Source organism: Enterobacter sp. CFEC122 (assembly GCF_052983755.1).
This window is the reverse complement of record NZ_JBRIQR010000023.1, coordinates 1-17,370: the sequence shown is the minus strand read 5'-3', so window position 1 is coordinate 17,370 and position 17,370 is coordinate 1. Positions and strand designations below refer to the sequence as shown.

At 56.9% G+C, this 17,370-nt stretch carries 12 protein-coding genes; 3 read left to right on the top strand and 9 right to left on the bottom strand.

What is annotated here, in order from left to right:
• Window positions 1-69: 69 nt before the first annotated feature.
• The 6 genes from bcsC to bcsR are packed head-to-tail and all read right to left on the bottom strand — an operon-like array spanning window position 70 to window position 10,642.
• A complete protein-coding gene (gene bcsC / locus ACVCAM_RS16390) occupies window positions 70-3,552 on the bottom strand; it encodes a cellulose synthase complex outer membrane protein BcsC (protein WP_407223740.1) in 3,483 nt (1,160 codons plus the stop codon).
• Window positions 3,534-4,640 (bottom strand): cellulose synthase complex periplasmic endoglucanase BcsZ, encoded by a 1,107-nt coding sequence (bcsZ, locus tag ACVCAM_RS16385; protein WP_023294768.1) that lies wholly within the window; start codon window positions 4,638-4,640, stop codon window positions 3,534-3,536. Before bcsZ ends, bcsC begins: the two co-directional genes overlap by 19 nt.
• Window positions 4,641-4,646: 6 nt before the next feature.
• A complete protein-coding gene (bcsB, locus tag ACVCAM_RS16380; RefSeq protein WP_045408650.1) occupies window positions 4,647-7,067 on the bottom strand; it encodes a cellulose biosynthesis cyclic di-GMP-binding regulatory protein BcsB in 2,421 nt (806 codons plus the stop codon).
• 10 nt (window positions 7,068-7,077) lie between these two features.
• Complete coding sequence (gene bcsA / locus ACVCAM_RS16375; RefSeq protein WP_025910169.1) at window positions 7,078-9,693, bottom strand: UDP-forming cellulose synthase catalytic subunit; 2,616 nt, start codon at window positions 9,691-9,693, stop codon at window positions 7,078-7,080.
• The gene (bcsQ, locus tag ACVCAM_RS16370) at window positions 9,690-10,442 is read right to left on the bottom strand and encodes a cellulose biosynthesis protein BcsQ (protein WP_008503236.1); all 753 of its coding nucleotides are present in this window, start codon (window positions 10,440-10,442) and stop codon (window positions 9,690-9,692) included. Before bcsQ ends, bcsA begins: the two co-directional genes overlap by 4 nt.
• Window positions 10,443-10,453: 11 nt before the next feature.
• A complete protein-coding gene (bcsR, locus tag ACVCAM_RS16365; protein ID WP_407223741.1) occupies window positions 10,454-10,642 on the bottom strand; it encodes a cellulose biosynthesis protein BcsR in 189 nt (62 codons plus the stop codon).
• Window positions 10,643-10,816: 174 nt separating this feature from the next.
• On the opposite strand from bcsR, the gene bcsE reads away from it, so the two are divergent.
• From bcsE to bcsG, 3 genes are read left to right on the top strand one after another with little or no spacing between them, the layout of a single operon-like run.
• The gene (bcsE, locus tag ACVCAM_RS16360; RefSeq protein WP_025910162.1) at window positions 10,817-12,379 is read left to right on the top strand and encodes a cellulose biosynthesis c-di-GMP-binding protein BcsE; all 1,563 of its coding nucleotides are present in this window, start codon (window positions 10,817-10,819) and stop codon (window positions 12,377-12,379) included.
• On the top strand, window positions 12,373-12,570 hold the full coding sequence (gene bcsF, locus ACVCAM_RS16355) for a cellulose biosynthesis protein BcsF (protein ID WP_024908822.1): 198 nt from the start codon (window positions 12,373-12,375) through the stop codon (window positions 12,568-12,570). Before bcsE ends, bcsF begins: the two co-directional genes overlap by 7 nt.
• On the top strand, window positions 12,563-14,242 hold the full coding sequence (gene bcsG, locus ACVCAM_RS16350; protein ID WP_008503239.1) for a cellulose biosynthesis protein BcsG: 1,680 nt from the start codon (window positions 12,563-12,565) through the stop codon (window positions 14,240-14,242). The genes bcsF and bcsG overlap by 8 nt, the downstream gene beginning before the upstream one ends.
• Window positions 14,243-14,296: 54 nt before the next feature.
• Here the strand turns inward: bcsG and ACVCAM_RS16345 are convergent, their stop codons facing one another.
• The 3 genes from ACVCAM_RS16345 to murB are packed head-to-tail and all read right to left on the bottom strand — an operon-like array spanning window position 14,297 to window position 17,293.
• Window positions 14,297-15,289 carry a glycosyl hydrolase family 8 gene (locus ACVCAM_RS16345; RefSeq protein ID WP_407223827.1) on the bottom strand — a complete coding sequence of 331 codons (993 nt, stop codon included), beginning with the start codon at window positions 15,287-15,289 and terminating at the stop codon, window positions 14,297-14,299.
• Window positions 15,290-15,305: 16 nt separating this feature from the next.
• Window positions 15,306-16,268 (bottom strand): bifunctional biotin--[acetyl-CoA-carboxylase] ligase/biotin operon repressor BirA, encoded by a 963-nt coding sequence (gene birA, locus ACVCAM_RS16340; RefSeq protein WP_008503241.1) that lies wholly within the window; start codon window positions 16,266-16,268, stop codon window positions 15,306-15,308.
• Complete coding sequence (gene murB, locus ACVCAM_RS16335; RefSeq protein WP_025910154.1) at window positions 16,265-17,293, bottom strand: UDP-N-acetylmuramate dehydrogenase; 1,029 nt, start codon at window positions 17,291-17,293, stop codon at window positions 16,265-16,267. The genes birA and murB overlap by 4 nt, the downstream gene beginning before the upstream one ends.
• Window positions 17,294-17,370: the final 77 nt, after the last annotated feature.

Sequence of the window (17,370 nt, the reverse complement as noted above, 5' to 3'; positions counted from 1 at the left end):
GGCGCGCCTGAGTATACCCGATTGCTGCGCTGTTAAGAGAGACTTACAAATGGATTAAGGAAAATCCGATTACCAGTCCGCGTAAGGGATGAGCGGTTGCGGCGGTAAGTCCATATCGCCCTGCCAGCCTGCAGCAGAGTAGCGCACATAGATCAGCGCATGGCTTGGGGTATAGTCTTTCGCTTCCTGAATGTCCACGCCCATGCCAACAAACCAGTTGGACGTAACCCGGCGCTCAATAATGGCTCGCGCGGTATAACCCGTGCCTGAGGAGCTGCTGCCGGTTTCCATTGCGCCCCGATCGGTATAGCGGTCTGGCTCATCGGTCGGGATCAGATTCTGGATCGGGTAGCGCAGCTCGTCTTTGGTTTTAGAGTGAGACCAGGAGACCGAGCCCCCCAGCTCCCAGGACCAGTTTTCCGTGCGCTTACGCCAGGTCACCGGCAAGGCGAAGGAGACATACTCCTGCGGGCTGTAATAGCCGCCCTGACCCAGGGTATAACCGCTCAGGTCTTTGTCGTAGTGCCAGAGCATGTTGGAGACGCCGACCGTCAGGCGCTCATTGTTTTTATTAATGAGCTTGTAGTAGTAACCCGTCATCCAGCGGACGCGCCAGTTATCCTCTACATTTTTACCCGTCAGCGTTTCCGCGTTCAGGCTTGACCAGACGCCGTTCGCTTCCCCTTTGTCATAGCTGATGCTCACGCCGCCACCGGTCGCGCGTACGCCGCCCCAGGTGGTGCCGGTGTTGGTGTCTTTTTGCCCGCCGAAGGCCAGCAGAGAGCTGGAGATTGGCCGACGATGGGCGTTAACGGTATAGCCGATGGGCCCCAGATCGCTGCTGTAGCTGATGCCGCCCACCACGTCGACGACGTCAAAGCCCATCGGCGTGGTGCCAATATCCATCGCCCAGGTTTTATTCTGCCAGCCGACAGCGACGCTTGCGCCATTGTCTGACTGATGGGTGTTACCGCTACACGGCGTTTCGTAGCAGGTTCCCCATTTAGGGTCGTAAGTCCCGTTCCTGGTATCGAATGATCCGACGTCCATATTGACCAGATCGCTTCTGAAGAACATGCGCCCGTCAGAGAGAGGCGCATCCACCTGCAGCATGGTGGTATGCGCTTTCAGATCGGAATAGCCGCCCGTGCCGCTGGAGCCCCAGTAATCGTGCTGCAGCGTGACGTTAACATCCTGCTGGCGGTACAACTCACCGGCATCACTGCGCACGCCGCGCTTCAGCCAGTCGTCTTTTTCATCGTTACGCGTCAGACGGGTGAAACTGTCGTTATCAGCCGGACGCGTCGTGGTGATACCCGTCGATACCATCGCATCTTTATAGGTTTCCAGCGCCTGCTGAGGCTGCCCGTTCTGCGCCTGGAAACGCGCGGCATCACGCAGCACCAGCGCGTTTTCCATTGATCCGGGCTGCGATTTAGCCTGCGGAATGATTTTACTGAAGGTCTGTTCTGCCGCGGCGGAATCACCCAGCCCCGCCTGCGCCATCGCGATGCGGCGCTGCATATTGAGCGACAGCGGCTGGCCGTTCTGCGCGGCGGGCAGCTTCGCCAGCTCCGCGCGCGCGGCATCTTTGTTACCCTGGGCGCTGTAAATCTCGGTCAGGCCGAGGATCGCGTCTTCGTTCTGCGGCTCACGCTGCAGGACGGCGTTGTACGTCGTTTTCGCGGAGTTCAGATCGCCACGCTGCTGTGCCCAGTCCGCCAGCGTCAGGTCGATGCGGGTGGAGGTTGGCTGCTGGCGAAGAAGATTCTCCGCCTCCTGCTCTTTACCGCTGTCCCGCAGGCGGTTGGCGGTTTCCAGCACCTGATTGCTTTGCAGGCGGTCGGCAAGTTCCTGAATATTGCTGTTCCACTGGCTGCGCGGCAGCGTGTCCAGATGCGCCAGCGCGGCACGGTCCTGATCGTTTCCGGAAAGATAGAGCCCGCTGGCATAGACCTGATCCGGATCGGACGGTTTCTGGCGGGCAAGCTGACGCATCAGGGTATCTGCCTGGCTGCGCTGACCCGCGCTGTAGAGATCGCGCGACAGACGATAGGTTATCCACACGTCGCCAGGAGAGAGCGCCAGACGACGACGCTGAATGTCTGCTGCCTGGGCGTATTTCCCCTGGTTTTCCAGCTGTTCGGCCTGGGCGGAGAGCTGTTCGTTGGTCAGACTACGCTCGATATCATCAATGCTCCGACGCTGGCTGGCGGAAAGCGACTGGATAAACTGCGAGGCTTTCTCCGGGGACTGCGCGCGGTAAATATTGGCCAGGCCGCGAACCGCGTTGCTGTTGCCGCTGTCCATTCGCAGCGCCTGACGGTAATAACGCTCCGCCGCGTCGTTATCTTTACGCGCCGCGGCGGCGTCGCCCAGCCCCAGCACCGCGTAGCTGTCGGTATTGTCGATGTTACGCGCCTGCTGATAGTAACGCTCTGCCTGCGCCGGGTTATTCGCCTTCAGCGCCGCATCGCCCTGCTGGATCAGCAGCCAGTAGCGGTTAACCTTCAGAAGACTATCCCACTTACCCCGATTATCGCTCTGGGGATCGAGGGCAATCGCCTTTTCAAATTGTGCCACCGCGCGGGCGCGGTCGCCCTTCTGGGAATACGCCTGCCCCAGGGCACCCACCGCTTCACTGTCGGCATGGTTGGCGCTGACGGCTTTTTGCAGCTCGGCCACCGCCTTACTGCCCTGCCCGGCATCCACCGCCGCGAGCCCTTCCGCTTTCGCGCGGAACGCCGGATCGGCGAGCTGTTTTTGCTGCGCTTCAAGCTGGGCACGCGCCGCAGCGACGCTATCCCCGTCGCTGAATACGCTCAGATATTTTTGCAGCGCGCTGACGCTGGCGCTGCTGGCAGGCTGGTCTTTGATTTGGTCGTACCACATATCAGACGCCTGGCTGCGGCCATTGGTGGATTTGGCCATCTCCTGCAGTACCGCAAAGCCTTCATCACGTCGTCCGCTCTGGAACAGAAGCTGGGCCAGCGTTGTCTGCAGCTGCGTATTCCCGGGGCTGCTGCTGTTAATTTTTTTCAGCTGGTTAATGGCCGCACCGCGGCGAGCTGGATCTTTCGCCACGACGTTCCAGTATTCCGTCGCCACATCGCCACCCGGCGGGTTGCCGTCAAACAGCTTGTCATAGGCGGCAATCGCTTCCTGCGTGTGCCCCGTAGTGGCGAGCAGTCGCGCCTGCTGGAGCTGCTGTCGGCCATCCGGAGTAGAAAGCAGCATGGTGTTGCGTGAGGACTGGTAAGCGCTCGAACCCGGGGCGATCCCTTTCAGACGATCCAGCTCTTTTTGCGCGCCGGCGTTATCGCCCTGACGCAGCAGGTAGCGAAAGCGCGCGGCAATGACGTCAGGGTTGTTGGGGTCAATCAGCTCAAGGCGATAGAGCGACTGACGAACCAAATCCTCACGCTGTGTCGATTCGCCCAGCCTGACCTGCTCCAGCAGCTGTTTCTGCTGCGGAGAGTTGGCGGCCTGTGCCCACGGCATAAGCGCCAGGCCAAGCGATAAACTGAGTAGATTTACTGTGAACTTGCGCATTCCTGGCCCCAATCCGGTATTAATTCACCTTTTGCGGTGAAGCGAAAACGATGCTGATCCCATCCTTGCCCAAAAAGCGTCAGCACATAGCTGTAATAGGCATTGTTATCGGGAAAATGGTCTGCAACGCGCTGGCGCTGAACCGCCTGGGCATCACGTTGTTGTAAAAAAGGCAACATAGCGGCAGAGAACCCGACCGGGCCGTCACCGGTACGTTTCCCCGTCGCCACATCCACTTTCTCCGGCGGCACACCCCGTTTCACGGTCTTTGCCGCCATCGGCTGGAAGCGCGTCAGGAGCCGGGCTTTCTGAGGATCTTTATCACTCATCATGCCCACCCAGAGATACACGCGGATGGCGTCGTAGCCGCCCACCAGCGCTTTCTCCTGCTGTAACCGCCAGCCTTTGTTTTTCTGATACTGCACCCAGTCCGGCGAAAAACCTTTCGGCGCACTCTCAAGCAGCAGGCGCAGGTTAGTTTCACGAAGCTGGGTCCACGGGGAACCAAAGCGCGTGAAATAAGCCGCTAGCTGCGGAGGAAGATAGCTGGGGTTAAAACGCCAGGCGTTCTCATCGGCAAAACCGACTTTACCAGGAAGCAGCATTGCGCCGAGCCCCGGGACGTTGACCACTTCCTCGCTGACAATGCGTTTCAGCAGCGCCTTACCCGTGCGGGTATAGTCCCGATCTTTCCACAGCCGACCCGCTTCGAGCAGTGACCAGGCGATCCAGACATCGGCATCAGAGGCGGAGTTGGTATCAATCACCGCCCAGGCGTCTTTATCTTTCTGACCCCATAGCCAGGCAGGCAGATGGGCGTTGAGATCGCCGCTGGCGAGATTATCGCGCGTCCACGTCAGCAGCAGGTCAAAGGCTTTGCGATCGTTCGCCGCCAGGGCAAAGAACAGGGCGTAGCTTTGCCCTTCCGAGGTCGTAATTTTGCGCGTGTCACTGGGATCAATGACGCGCCCGCCTTCACTGATGTAGTCCTTTTTAAACTGCTCCCAGGCAGGCCAGGTACAGGCGGCGCGAAGAGGAAGCGCCGCCAGCATCACCGCTGCTAATACACACCAGCGAAAGGCTTTCATCACATCTTACTCATCCGGGTTCAGACGACGACGGCTGATGATTCGCAGCAGACGCCACAGCACCCATGCCAGCAAGACCACGCTGACCGCAGCCAGGATAGCGAGCAGAACCGGATGGTTAGCCAGCGCATACCACAGGCGTTCGAACCACGGCAGATGGCCCACGTAGTACACATCCCCCACGCGCAGGCTATTGACGCCGGACTCACGGATCACCGACACGGAACCAAACATCGCGGCACGTTTACCGCTGTCGTTCATGGCCGTATTGAGCAGTTCATACCCGCGCGGGCTGTCCGCGAGGAGAGCCACCACGCTGCGCTGTTCGTTGTAAGGCGACTGGAAGCCCACCACCGCGGCCATCGCCCCCTGAGACGTTACCGTCGTCTGCGCGCTGGCCTGACGATCGTTCACATCCGGCATAATGCTCGGGAACTCGGTCTGTCGCAGCGGCGTATTAACCCAGGACTGGGCCGCTTTCACCAGCAGATCGATACGTTTGTCATCCTTCAGCTTATCCGGGATGGTCCCGATCACCATGATGTCAGCATCTTTGTTCTGAATCTGGCTGCCATCGTCCGTCAACGTGACGTTAATGGCCGGTAATCCTGTTTGTCCTCCAACGGTCGCCATGGTGTCGAGCAGGGTCGTAACCTGACCTTCGTTTGGCGCTTTTGGCATTACCACAATGGACTCAGAGAGATCGGCCATACGGCTGAACGGGAAGCCCGCGTTAGCAAAGGCGCGCAGGTCCGGCATCGCCAGGAAGTGATAGTACTTCGAGAAGTCGATGGTCGACTCATCGCCAATGACCACGTGGTTCTGTACCGGCTGGAAGGTGATGCAGTTTTCCGCCGAGCCGCCAGGCATTGGGTTCATGTACTGGAAATCAAAGCGCAGCTGGTTTATCGCACCCAGCTTCAGTGCCGGAATAGAAACATCCGTTTTACCGTCCAGCAGCCCCTGCAGCACCGGCAGGCGAAGCATCAGGCGGTTCGTATCCTGCGTGCTTTGCAGGCTGAAGGATTGCAGGAACTGGTTGTTCAGGCTGATATCCATGCGCGAGCTGTCTTTGGTGGCTGGCGCGGTATAGCGGTAGTTCAGATTGATATCAATGCCGTTGGTACGCAGCAGGTACAGATCCGGCGGCAGATTCAGCGACAGGCTAATCGGCGCTGGCTCAAGCCCCGTCGCCTGCAGCTGTTCTTCATAGGTTTTCAGCTCGCCAAAGGTGACCGCACGGTCGGTACGTACCCAGTTTGGCGCATCATAAGGTTTACGCGCCAGCAGCGGTTTGACCTCATCTATCACGACGCTGTTGCCGCGAAAAAGGACGTTGCCCTGGGCAATGGCTTTTGCTGCCTGAACCAGATCTTTATCATCACGACCAAAGACCACCAGCAGCTTCACGTACGGGTTTTCCGGGTGGCTTATCATCTCAACGGTCGGCGCTTTGACGTCCGGATGATCGCGCAGGAAGGCCGGACGTTTTGCATTGGTGGCAAACACAATGGCATTTCTGTCCGGCAGTTTGTCATACATCGCCGGGAAGCTCTGACCGCGCCAGCCCGCGCGTGAACCAAACCAGGAGGCCACAATGGTGGCCGCCAGCTGCTCGGTCACGTCCGGGGACGATGCGAACACCATCGGCAGCGTGAGCGGGCGGTTATCACGCGGATCGAAGAACGGAACCGGGAAGGCCGAGAGATCGTTTTTCAGCGCCAGCGACTGGTAGGTCATCTGCAGCGAGGAGTTACGCCCGACGTCCATCCACAGCGTGTTGCTGGCCGGGTTTTCGCAGACATCGCGGTAGTGGCCGACAAACTCCAGGCGGATACGGTTAAAGTCGGTGATGAACAGCGGGTTGATCGGCACCTGCGCCTGCGTTTTCTTGCCGAGCTGCTCTTTCGTGACCGGCAGAACGTCCATCAGCTCGTCATTCAGATAGACCTTCAGCTGAGACTGGGTCGGCAGCAGCGACGGCGACGGCGTGTATTCGAGATTCAGCACCGCATTAGAGACGACCTCGTCGCTGCGCATGCCAAATTCAATGCCGCCGTTAGGGTTGATGCCGCGCAGCACCATGCTGCCCGGAGGCGGCGCAATTTGCGCAAAGGTCAGCTTCACGTCACGCGACGGCGCATTGTCCGCAACGACGGGCGCATTCGCCCCCCGGACGCCCGGCATCACCTGCCCGATGACCTGGCCGTCTGCCGGCAGGGTGTTCCCCTCCGTTGGCTGGTTCGGCATGATGTTTTCAGTTTGACCCGGTGCCGCGGTGACAACCGGATCGGTTGCTTGCGCGACGACAGGTACGGTTGGCGCAGGCGTTGCCGCTGCGTTGCCCGGGGCTGCGTTAGCCATTGTTGCGGGGATCGCATTCATCCCCATTGCCACTGCACATAACCAGGAAAGTTTTGTTTTCATCGCGTTATCATCATTGTTGAGCCATAACCGGGTCCGCCTGCTTCGCCTCATCCCGCTCAGGACGACGAGGAATGAACGACACGACCCAGGAAACCAGCGAAGTAAGTGACCGGAAAATTAATTTCACCGACGACGGGGCAAATTCTGCAAGGTGACGATAGCCACGGAACCCCAGCTTCAGAATATCCAGCAGGCTTTCCAGAGGCTTATCCTCCGGGAAGCTGTCCTGCCAGAGAGCCCACGTATCCGCGCGGGCAAACGTACACTGCACAAAATCGATATGTTGCTTTTTGGTCAACGGCATCAGCTGTAGGCCGACTTCATTGCCCACCACGCGAACGACCTGCGTCGGGAAGACATACTCCTGCTGGCCGCGCTTAAGCAGCAGGTTAACTTTTTGCCCTTCCAGCACCTTCGCCTGGCCGTTGATTTTGATCCCCAGACCGCCGTCAGAGAAGTCGTGCACGGTACAGGAGAAGAGATGGCCATCTTCACGGGCGATCGCCGCTGGCATGCAGATTTCCACGCGATGCGCGCGACGAACCTGTTTGCTCTCCACCGACACCGCCACCGCGCCGCCGAGGATAATCAGGTTGTAGAAGACCCAGGCCATACTGACGAAGACGGTCAGGATTTCGTTTTCCGGGCCGTAGAAGTAGCGCCAGATACCCGCAATGACGCCCACAATATTCAGCAGCACCAGGAAGATATACGGCCGGGAGATCACCCAGTCGACGTACTCCTCCTCCACCAGCCCGCCCTTCGCGGTGACGTTGAATTTCCCTTTATGCGGGTTAATCAGCGCCACCATCGTCGGCGGCGCGATGTACCAGGCCAGCACCGTTTCGTAGATTTCACTCCAGAAGGAGTGGCGGTATTTACCCTGTATCTTCGAGTTCGTCAGGCTCGCATGGATCATGTGCGGCAGAACAAACAGCGCAATCATCAGCGCGGGAGCGTAGATGATATAAGCGTGAAGGAGCAGGAACGCCAGCGGCGCGGTCAGGAAGATCAGCCGCGGAATGCCGGACAAGAAGTGGAACATGGCGTTGACGTAGCAGAGACGCTGCGCCAGCTTGAGTCCTTTCCCGATCAGGGGGTTATCAAGACGGAAGATCTGCACCATGCCGCGCGCCCAGCGAATACGCTGACCAATGTGCGCCGACAGTGACTCGGTTGCCAGACCGGCCGCCTGTGGGATACGCATATAGGCAGAGGTATAGCCACGACGGTGCAGGCGCAGAGAGGTGTGCGCATCTTCAGTCACCGTTTCGACGGCGATACCGCCAATTTCATCCAGCGGCTTACGGCGGATAACGGCGCATGAGCCGCAGAAGAAGGTGGCGTCCCACATGTCGTTTCCGTCCTGTACCAGCCCATAGAACAGCGTGCCTTCGTTCGGGGTTTTGCGGAAGCGGCCAAGGTTACGTTCAAACGGGTCCGGCGAGAAGAAGTGGTGCGGCGTCTGCATCATCGCCAGCTCTTTCTCCTTCAGGAACCACCCCATGGTCATCTGCAGGAACGAGCGCGTCGGCACGTGGTCGCAGTCAAAAATCGAGACAAACTCCCCGGTGGCATACTTCAACGCGTTGTTGATATTCCCGGCTTTAGCGTGTTCGTGCGTCGGACGGGCGATGTACTCGACGCCAACCTCCTCCGCGAACTGGCGGAATGCCGGGCGGTTGCCGTCATCCAGGATCCAGACCTTGAGCTTGTCTTTCGGCCAGTCGATGCCCAGCGCGGCATAGATGGTGTTCTTCACCACGCTCAGGTCTTCGTTGTAGGTCGGCACGAAGAGATCGACGGTTGGCCACTGGGTCGTGTCCTTTGGCAACGGAACCGGCTGGCGGTTGAGCGGCCAAATCACCTGGAAATAGCCCAGCACCAGCACAATCCAGGCATAGGTTTCAGCAAACAGCAGCACCAGGCCGCACACCAGACTCACCGGGTCGTCCCAGTTCAGCGTCGAGGTATAACGCCACCAGATGTAGCGGCAGGAGACGGTCAGCGACAACACGATCAGCATCAGCGCCGAGAAGCGACCCGGAATTCGGCGCACCAGCAGCGCCACGCCCCACAGCAGGATCAGGAAAGTGAACTGCGCCAGAGGGTTGAAAGGCTGCGTAATACAGACCAGCGCCAGAATGAGCGAAAACACGACGATTACGCCGAGGATAAAACGCCGCAAGCCCGGGTGGAGATGCCCGAGCTCTTTATGGTTATCCAGATGGCTGGTCTTATCGCTCACGCTGTCGGGCAGTCTGTCCAGCCACTGATGGTAGCGTTCACGTAACTGCTGCACGCGGGAGAAGCTCCGCCAGTGCGGTGTTTTTGTCTCCGCGCGGGATGAGGTCGCCACCAGCCAGATGGCCTGAATGAGATAGCGCGCCGGATCCAGTGGACGCGGCCGGTCAGGATTAATGTGCGGATATAGCTCGCTGTGCCGGGCACGTATGCGCTGCCAGCGCGGGTGTTCAAGCGGTATAAATATCCAGGCCAGAATCATCCAGAAACAGCCGAGCGCGGCGCTAAATGCCGACGCACCGTGACGGCGAAAATGCCGGTAATGTTCGCTCAAACGCGAACTGACCGGTGGGATGAGTAACCAGCTGGCGAGACGACTCATACAGCACTCCCTGCATGCTCCGCCCTGTTGGCGAAGTTCAGCAGACACCAGTTAGCCAGCGTCAGGATCTCTTCTGCCGCCAGTGAATCGCTGCGGTATTCACCGAGCGGTTGCTTAGACGCAAGGCATTCCGCCATTCCCTCATCACGATGGATGACAATCGGAAGCAGGCGGCGCTGGCTTTGCAGCCAGACCTGATAGAGATCGTCCTGGATCTGGCTGCCAATGCGCAAATCGTTAATCAGGATATGGCCATTTTGAGGCAGTCCCTGCTGGTGCAGGCGGATATGGCAGTTCGCATCGACGTTAACGATCGAGAGGACATGATCGCACTGGGCGATAAGCTGTCGTGTCAGCGTGCCGGCACCGTGCGGCAGATCCAGCAGGATCCACTTGTAGTGCCCCTTTTCCCTCAGGCTCTGCAGCGCCAGCGTGAACTGTGAAAACAGGCGCTGGTACGCGGCTTCATTCTCGCGTTCCGTAGTGGTCAGTTGACCAAACGGCAGCAGGTCAAGAAGGGAGGTATAGCGCATACCTGCATCCTGCCAGTCTTTATCGTCAAGCAGCGCGCGGGCCCAGCCCTCTTCGCGAGTAAAGTCGACGTTAAACGACATACGCAGCAAATTATCGGCGCAGGCGTCAATAACCAGCACCGATTCACCTAAAAGCTGTAATGACCACGCCAGCGCCGCGGTAACAGATGTGGTACCCACACCCCCACGGACACCCTGTAATCCGAGTATGGCCATCAATGGCTCCCTTATTGTTGATGGGCGAATTCAGCTAATAACGGCCAGCGTTTAATAGCCGCAGCCAACTGTTCCCGCTGGGAAATATCGGTGTAATCTATTTCAGGGAAAGAAAAGGCCTGCGTCAGCGCCTGAAAATCGTTTTGGAATGTGTAACCCAGGGTCGAGTCGACTGGGGTTCCGGGTTCGTTATTATCCATTCTTTTTCCATCCCTTTGCGTAAAATCGCCAGTTCAGAAGTAGCGAGGCATCCTGCCCTATGAAATTTCATTTACATGCTAAATCTGATGTTCTTTAATTTCAATGTTAGGTTTATTTCTACGCTTTCGCTAGTAAACTGAGATACAGATAAATTAGACGAAAAGAGGGACACCGTGGACTCCATATTTTCTATTGGCATCCAGTCATTATGGGACGAATTGAGCCACATGCCAGTCGGAGGAGTCTGGTGGATTAATACGGACCGTAATGAAGATGCTATCAGTCTGGTAAACCAGACAATTGCTGCCCAGGATAAGGATTCCCGCGTGGCTGTCATTAGCATGGGCGAAGATCCGAAGAAAATTATCACGCTGGAAAACGATCGCGGCCCTCAGACGGTGCGATTATTTTCCATGACATCGGAAGCCGATAGTCTATACTTTTTGTCCCGCGACGTTCAGTGCACTATTGATCCGGATCACTATTTAGTGATTCTTAAATGTGCAAATAACGTCCTGCAAAATATCCCTGCTGAAAAACTGCTGCCCTGGCTGGAAAAAATCAATAAATGGGCAAAATTTCAAAATTGCACGCTACTGATAGTCAATCCCGGCAGTAATAATGACAAGTTGTTCTCACTTTTAATGGGTGAATATCGTTCTCTGTTCGGTCTGGCAAGCGTTCGTGACCAGGTGGGCAGCTATCTCTACGATATTGCATTCTGGTGTAATGAAAAAGGCGTGAGCGCCAGACAACAACTTACGCTGAAACATATCGAGGGTAAGTGGCACCTGGCACAGCAGGAAGAAACCGTGGTGCAACCGCGCAGTGATGAAAAAAGTATCCTGAGCCATATCGCGGTTTTAGAGGGGGCACCGGCCCTGTCGGAAAACTGGTCGCTGTTTGAATCTAACGAAGACCTTTTCCACGAAGCCCGCACAACCCAGGCGGCGACCCTTATTTTCTCATTGATGCAAAATAACCAGATTGAGACGCTGGCAAGGCAAATCCACACCCTGCGCCGCCAGCGCGGAAGCGCGTTAAAAATCATCGTGCGCGAAAACAATACCAGCCTGCGCGCCACCGATGAGCGCCTGCTTCTTGGGTGCGGGGCAAATATGGTTATTCCGTGGAATGCGCCGCTGTCACGCTGCCTGACGCTGATCGAAAGCGTTCAGGGCCAGCAGTTTAGCCGCCATGTACCGGAAGACATTTCCACGCTGCTCTCTATGACGCAGCCGATGAAGCTGCGTGGATATCAAAAATGGGATACCTTCTGCGACGCCGTCGGCAACATGATGAGCAATACGCTTCTTCCTGCAGACGGAAAAGGGGTTATGGTTGCCCTGCGTCCTGTACCGGGTATCCGCGTTGAACAGGCGCTCACCTTGTGTCGCCCCAACCGTACGGGAGATATCATGACCATTGGCGACAATCGCCTGGTACTGTTTTTGTCCTTCTGCCGGGTCAACGATCTCGATACGGCGCTAAACCATATCTTCCCCCTGCCTACCGGGGATATTTTCTCGAACCGTATGATTTGGTTCGAAGATAATACGATCAGCGCGGAGCTGGTACAGATGCGTGCGCTCCAGCCTGAACAATGGGCTAAACCGCTCGCAATTAAGAGCGATGCGAAACCGATCCTCAATGCCAGACATGATGGCCATATCTGGCGCCGGGTTCCGGAGCCCCTTCGCTTATTAACGGACAACGCGGAGAACGCACCATCATGAATATCAGCGATATCATCCAACTGGTTATATTCTGTGCGCTGATTTTTTTCCCGCTTGGCTACTATGCACGCCATTCCATACGTCGTATCCGTGATACGGCCAGAGTGCTGTTTATAAAACCTCGCTATGTAAAACCAGCCGGAACACTGACACGGGCATCACACGTCAAGGCAGACCGAAAACATGACTAATTCTACCTATACCGCTTCGTCACCCTCGCCGCTCTGGCAATACTGGCGCGGCCTTTCCGGCTGGAACTTCTACTTTCTGGTGAAGTTTGGTCTGCTGTGGGCAGGCTATCTGAATTTCCATCCCCTTCTCAACCTGGTGTTTATGGCCTTCCTGCTGATGCCCCTGCCGAATATCAGGCTGCATCGCTTGCGTCACTGGATAGCCATCCCTGTCGGCTTTGCGCTGTTCTGGCATGATACCTGGTTACCGGGGCCGGACAGCATTATGAGCCAGGGGTCGCAGGTGGCAGGCTTTAGCGCCAGCTATGTCCTCGATCTGACCGAGCGGTTTATTAACTGGCAGATGATTGGCGCGGTATTTGTGCTGCTGGTTGCCTGGCTGTTCCTGTCACAGTGGATCCGCATCACGGTGTTTGTCGTCGCGATTATGATCTGGCTGAACGTGCTGACGCTGGCTGGTCCGGGCTTTTCGCTGTGGCCTGCTGGTCAACCGACCACCACGGTGACCACCACAGGGGGAAGCGCAGCAGCAACCGTTACCACGGCTGGCGATACGCCTGTAGTGGGCGATATCCCAACCCAGACCGCACCGCCGACCTCCACAAATCTGAACGCCTGGCTCTCCAGCTTCTACACTGCGGAAGACAAGCGACAGACTAAATTCCCGGACGCGCTGCCGGCGGATGCTCAGCCGTTTGAATTGCTGGTGATCAACATCTGCTCTCTCTCATGGGCCGACGTGGATGCAGCCGGTTTGATGTCCCATCCGCTGTGGTCGCATTTCGACATTCAGTTTAAAGATTTTAACTCTGCCACCTCGTACAGCGGCCCGGCAGCAATCCGCCTGCTGCGTGCAAGCTGCGGTCAGGCATCGCATAAGAATCTGTATCAGCCTGCCGGCAATCAGTGTTATCTGTTTGATAACCTCGCCAAACTGGGCTTTACGCAGCATCTGATGCTGGGACATAACGGCCAGTTCGGTAACTTCCTGAAAGAGGTGCGTGAACAGGGTGGTATGCAGGCACCGTTGATGGATCAAACTGGTCTTCCCGTTACTCTGCTGGGCTTCGACGGCTCGCCGGTTTATGACGATACCGCCGTGCTGCAGCGCTGGCTTCAGACCATCGAGAAAGACAGTAATCCGCGCAGTGCGACCTTCTTTAACACCCTGCCGCTCCACGACGGTAACCATTTCCCGGGCGTGAGCAAAACGGCAGATTATAAAGTGCGTGCGCAGAAGTTCTTCGACGAGCTGGACGCGTTCTTCACGGAGCTGGAAAAATCAGGCCGTAAAGTGATGGTGGTTGTGGTACCTGAGCACGGCGGCGCGCTGAAAGGCGACAGAATGCAGGTGTCGGGTCTGCGTGATATCCCAAGCCCGTCCATCACCAACGTGCCTGCTGGCATTAAATTCTTTGGTATGAAAGCACCCCATCAGGGCGCACCGATTGAAATCACCCAGCCGACCAGCTATCTGGCGATCTCTGAACTGGTTGCCCGTGCCGTTGACGGGAAGCTGTTTGTGGAAGATAGCGTGAACTGGGATCAGCTCACCAGCAACCTGCCGCAAACGGCAGAAGTCTCCGAGAACGCCAACGCGGTCGTCATTCAGTATCAGAACAAACCGTACGTTCGCCTGAACGGCGGGGATTGGGTACCGTATCCGCAGTAACTGATTTACCCCTAACCCTCTCCCCATTAGGGAGAGGGGATAGTCAGTGCGTTGTTATTGCGCCGAAATCCACACCAGCATTTTCAGACTTGCCGAATAGTAGTCGTCTTTAGAGGTGATTTCGGGTTCTCCGGAAGACTGTCCCATCGTTAAATCGCGTACAGCCAACAGGCCGCCTTCCATCATGTAGGGCGCATATTCGTTGGTCGTGACGTTAACCCAGGCGGGCGTTTGTTCCCGGGGGAACTGACCAAACCAGGCTTTCCACGGCGCCAGGAGCGGGCTTTGCTTATCAGACCAGGCAAGGTACAGCGGAATACGAATCGCGTCATAGCTCATCCGCGGCGGCCAGCCTTTGGCAGGTTCCAGCTTGCCATCTGATGCCAGCGAGACCCAGTCAGCGGGCAGATTCGCTTTTCCCGAGCCCATTTTCCCCAGCAGGCGCTTCCCGTCCTTGATCAATTCACGCCAGACCGGTAAATGGCTGCGCCCGGCAAAAGCCTGCCAGGCCGGAAACACGAAGTAGGAAGGGTTAAGGATCGCTTCACCGTCAAGCTTAAATCCCTGGACGCCGGGCAGCATCACGCGGTAACCCGCATAGCGGATGACGCTATGGGCAACCAGCGCTTTTGTGATGGCATCCGATGCGGCACCGTAGCGTTTGTCATGCCAGCGGGCTTCGGCTTTAAGCAGCGCCCAGGCAATCAGCACATCGCCATCGGCGGCATTGTTTTTGTCAGCGACCGGGTTGGACTCTGCGGGGTTATAGCGCCAGTAAAACAGACCGTTCTCTTTGTTCTTCAGCTCACGGTTTGTCCATTGCCAGAGCTTATCGAACGTGGCCTTATCGTCGTTGGCCACTGCCATCAGCATGGCAAACCCCTGACCTTCCGTATGCGACACGCCGCCATTGCCGGTATCGACAATGCGGCCTTCCGGTTTGAAAAAGCGTGCCTTATAACTCTCCCAGGCCTGACCCGCCTGAGAGAGGGGTGAGAACAACACGCTCATCATGACGGCCAGCGTCGCGCAGACGGTTTTTCGCATCATTCACTCCATCCGGTTATTCGGCACTCCGCAGGGAAATCTCACCGCCCATCCAGGGTTTGATCACACCATCTTGCTCCAGGAGCAGCGCGCCCTGAGCGTCAATACCGCGGGAAGTGCCGTAGATCTCTTTATCCCCAATCAGCAATTTCACCGGGCGGTTGATGAAGTTATCCAGTTTTTCCCAACGAGACAGGAACGGTGCCAGCCCTTCCTGCTCAAAAAGCGTGAGCGAGCTGCGCAGCTCTTTAATCATACGTACGGCAAGGGTGTTACGATCGATGACGATCCCCGCCTCCTGGAGGTTAGTCCAGGCCTGATTCACCACATCATTCTGGACATTGCGCATCACCATATTGAGGCCTGCGCCGATGACGATTTGCGCCGCATCGCCCGTTTTTCCCGTCAGTTCAACCAGAATGCCGGCAAGTTTACGATCGTTGAGGTACAGATCGTTAGGCCATTTAACACGCACTTGATCCGCACCCAGATCGTGAAGCACCTCCGCCATAACGATGCCGATGACCAGACTCAGGCCAATGGCAGCGGCCGGGCCCTGATCGAGTCGCCAGTACATAGACAGATAGAGGTTGGCACCAAAGGGGGAAAACCACTTGCGGCCACGACGACCGCGACCGGCCTGCTGATACTCAGCAACGCAGGCATCGCCGGATTTCAGCTCAGGCAGACGATCCAGCAGATACTGGTTCGTCGAATCAATCACCGGCAGCACCGCCACATTACCGTGTCCAATCTGGCTGCGGATCGTGTCTTCATTCAATAATTGTATCGGCTCCGGCAGGCTGTACCCTTTTCCGGGAACCGTGAACACATCAACCCCCCAGTCGCGAAGCGTCTGGATATGTTTATTAATGGCGGCGCGGCTCATGCCAAGCTGTTCACCCAGCTGCTCGCCGGAATGGAATTCACCATCCGCCAGGATACCAATCAGGGTTAACGGGACCGTATTGTCCTTCATGCGATAGTCTCCACGGCGTTGACTTCACCTGTGCGACCAATGAAGCGGACTTCTGGCTCCAGCCAGACGTTAAATTTTTCGCCCACACGCTGACGAACATAATGAGCCAGCTGTACCACATCGTCGCTGGTTGCATCGCGCTGGTTAATCAGCACCAGAGCCTGCTGTCGGTGAACGGCTGCCCCGCCGACTGAAGTGCCTTTTAGCTGGCATTGATCGATAAGCCATCCTGCTGCCAGCTTCACGCTGCCATCCGCCTGAGGGTAATGTGGCGCGGTTGGCCACTCCTCCAGAAAACGTCGGGCATTTTCGCCGCCGATCACCGGGTTTTTGAAGAAGCTTCCTGCATTTCCGTTAACTTTGGGATCGGGAAGCTTGGTCATCCGCATATGGCAAACCGAGTCAAAAACGTCGCGGGCGGTAACGGTAGCCGGATCGAGACGCGTTAAATCCCCGTAGGTCAAAACAGGCTGCCAGTTCTTCGACAGACGCAGGCCCACGGCGACAATCACGTAGCGATCCTGATATTCATGCTTGAAGATACTGTCACGATAGCCAAAACGGCACTGTTCTGCCGTTAAACGCGTGGCCGTTCCGGTCGCCAGCTCGATGCAGTCGACATAGTCACAGACGTGCTTCAGCTCGATGCCGTAGGCACCGATGTTCTGAATGGGTGACGATCCAGCGCAGCCTGGGATAAGCGCAAGGTTTTCAAGACCCGCCATCCCTTGTTCGAGGGTAAATTGCACCAGGTGATGCCAGTTTTCGCCAGCCCCCACGTGCAGATGCCAGCTATCGGCACGCTCTTCCACATCAATTCCCATGATGCGGTTAACGATCACCGTTCCCGCAAAATCGTCGAGAAACAGGACATTACTTCCTTCGCCCAGAATCAGTACAGGTTCGTTTTTTTCTGTTGCGCTTTGCCATGCATCCAGCAGCTGCTGTGCAGTATCGGCACGTACAATTTGATTAGCATTGCGTTGAATGCCAAAGGTATTCCAGGGCTTAAGGGAGTGGTTCATAGACGCTATCCTGATGCAAAAACGCAGGTAGTTTACCGTATAAGCAGGGTGTTGGGGGATCTGTTTGTGCAGCGCAG

Bases quoted from the DNA above. Each gene is read 5' to 3' on its own strand.
- bcsC (WP_407223740.1), bottom strand. From the start codon at position 3,552: ATGCGCAAGTTCACAGTAAATCTACTCAGTTTATCGCTTGGCCTGGCG.
- bcsZ (WP_023294768.1), bottom strand. From the start codon at position 4,640: ATGAAAGCCTTTCGCTGGTGTGTATTAGCAGCGGTGATGCTGGCGGCG.
- bcsB (WP_045408650.1), bottom strand. From the start codon at position 7,067: ATGAAAACAAAACTTTCCTGGTTATGTGCAGTGGCAATGGGGATGAAT.
- bcsA (WP_025910169.1), bottom strand. From the start codon at position 9,693: ATGAGTCGTCTCGCCAGCTGGTTACTCATCCCACCGGTCAGTTCGCGT.
- bcsQ (WP_008503236.1), bottom strand. From the start codon at position 10,442: ATGGCCATACTCGGATTACAGGGTGTCCGTGGGGGTGTGGGTACCACA.
- bcsR (WP_407223741.1), bottom strand. From the start codon at position 10,642: ATGGATAATAACGAACCCGGAACCCCAGTCGACTCGACCCTGGGTTAC.
- bcsG (WP_008503239.1), top strand. From the start codon at position 12,563: ATGACTAATTCTACCTATACCGCTTCGTCACCCTCGCCGCTCTGGCAA.
- ACVCAM_RS16345 (WP_407223827.1), bottom strand. From the start codon at position 15,289: ATGCGAAAAACCGTCTGCGCGACGCTGGCCGTCATGATGAGCGTGTTG.
- birA (WP_008503241.1), bottom strand. From the start codon at position 16,268: ATGAAGGACAATACGGTCCCGTTAACCCTGATTGGTATCCTGGCGGAT.
- murB (WP_025910154.1), bottom strand. From the start codon at position 17,293: ATGAACCACTCCCTTAAGCCCTGGAATACCTTTGGCATTCAACGCAAT.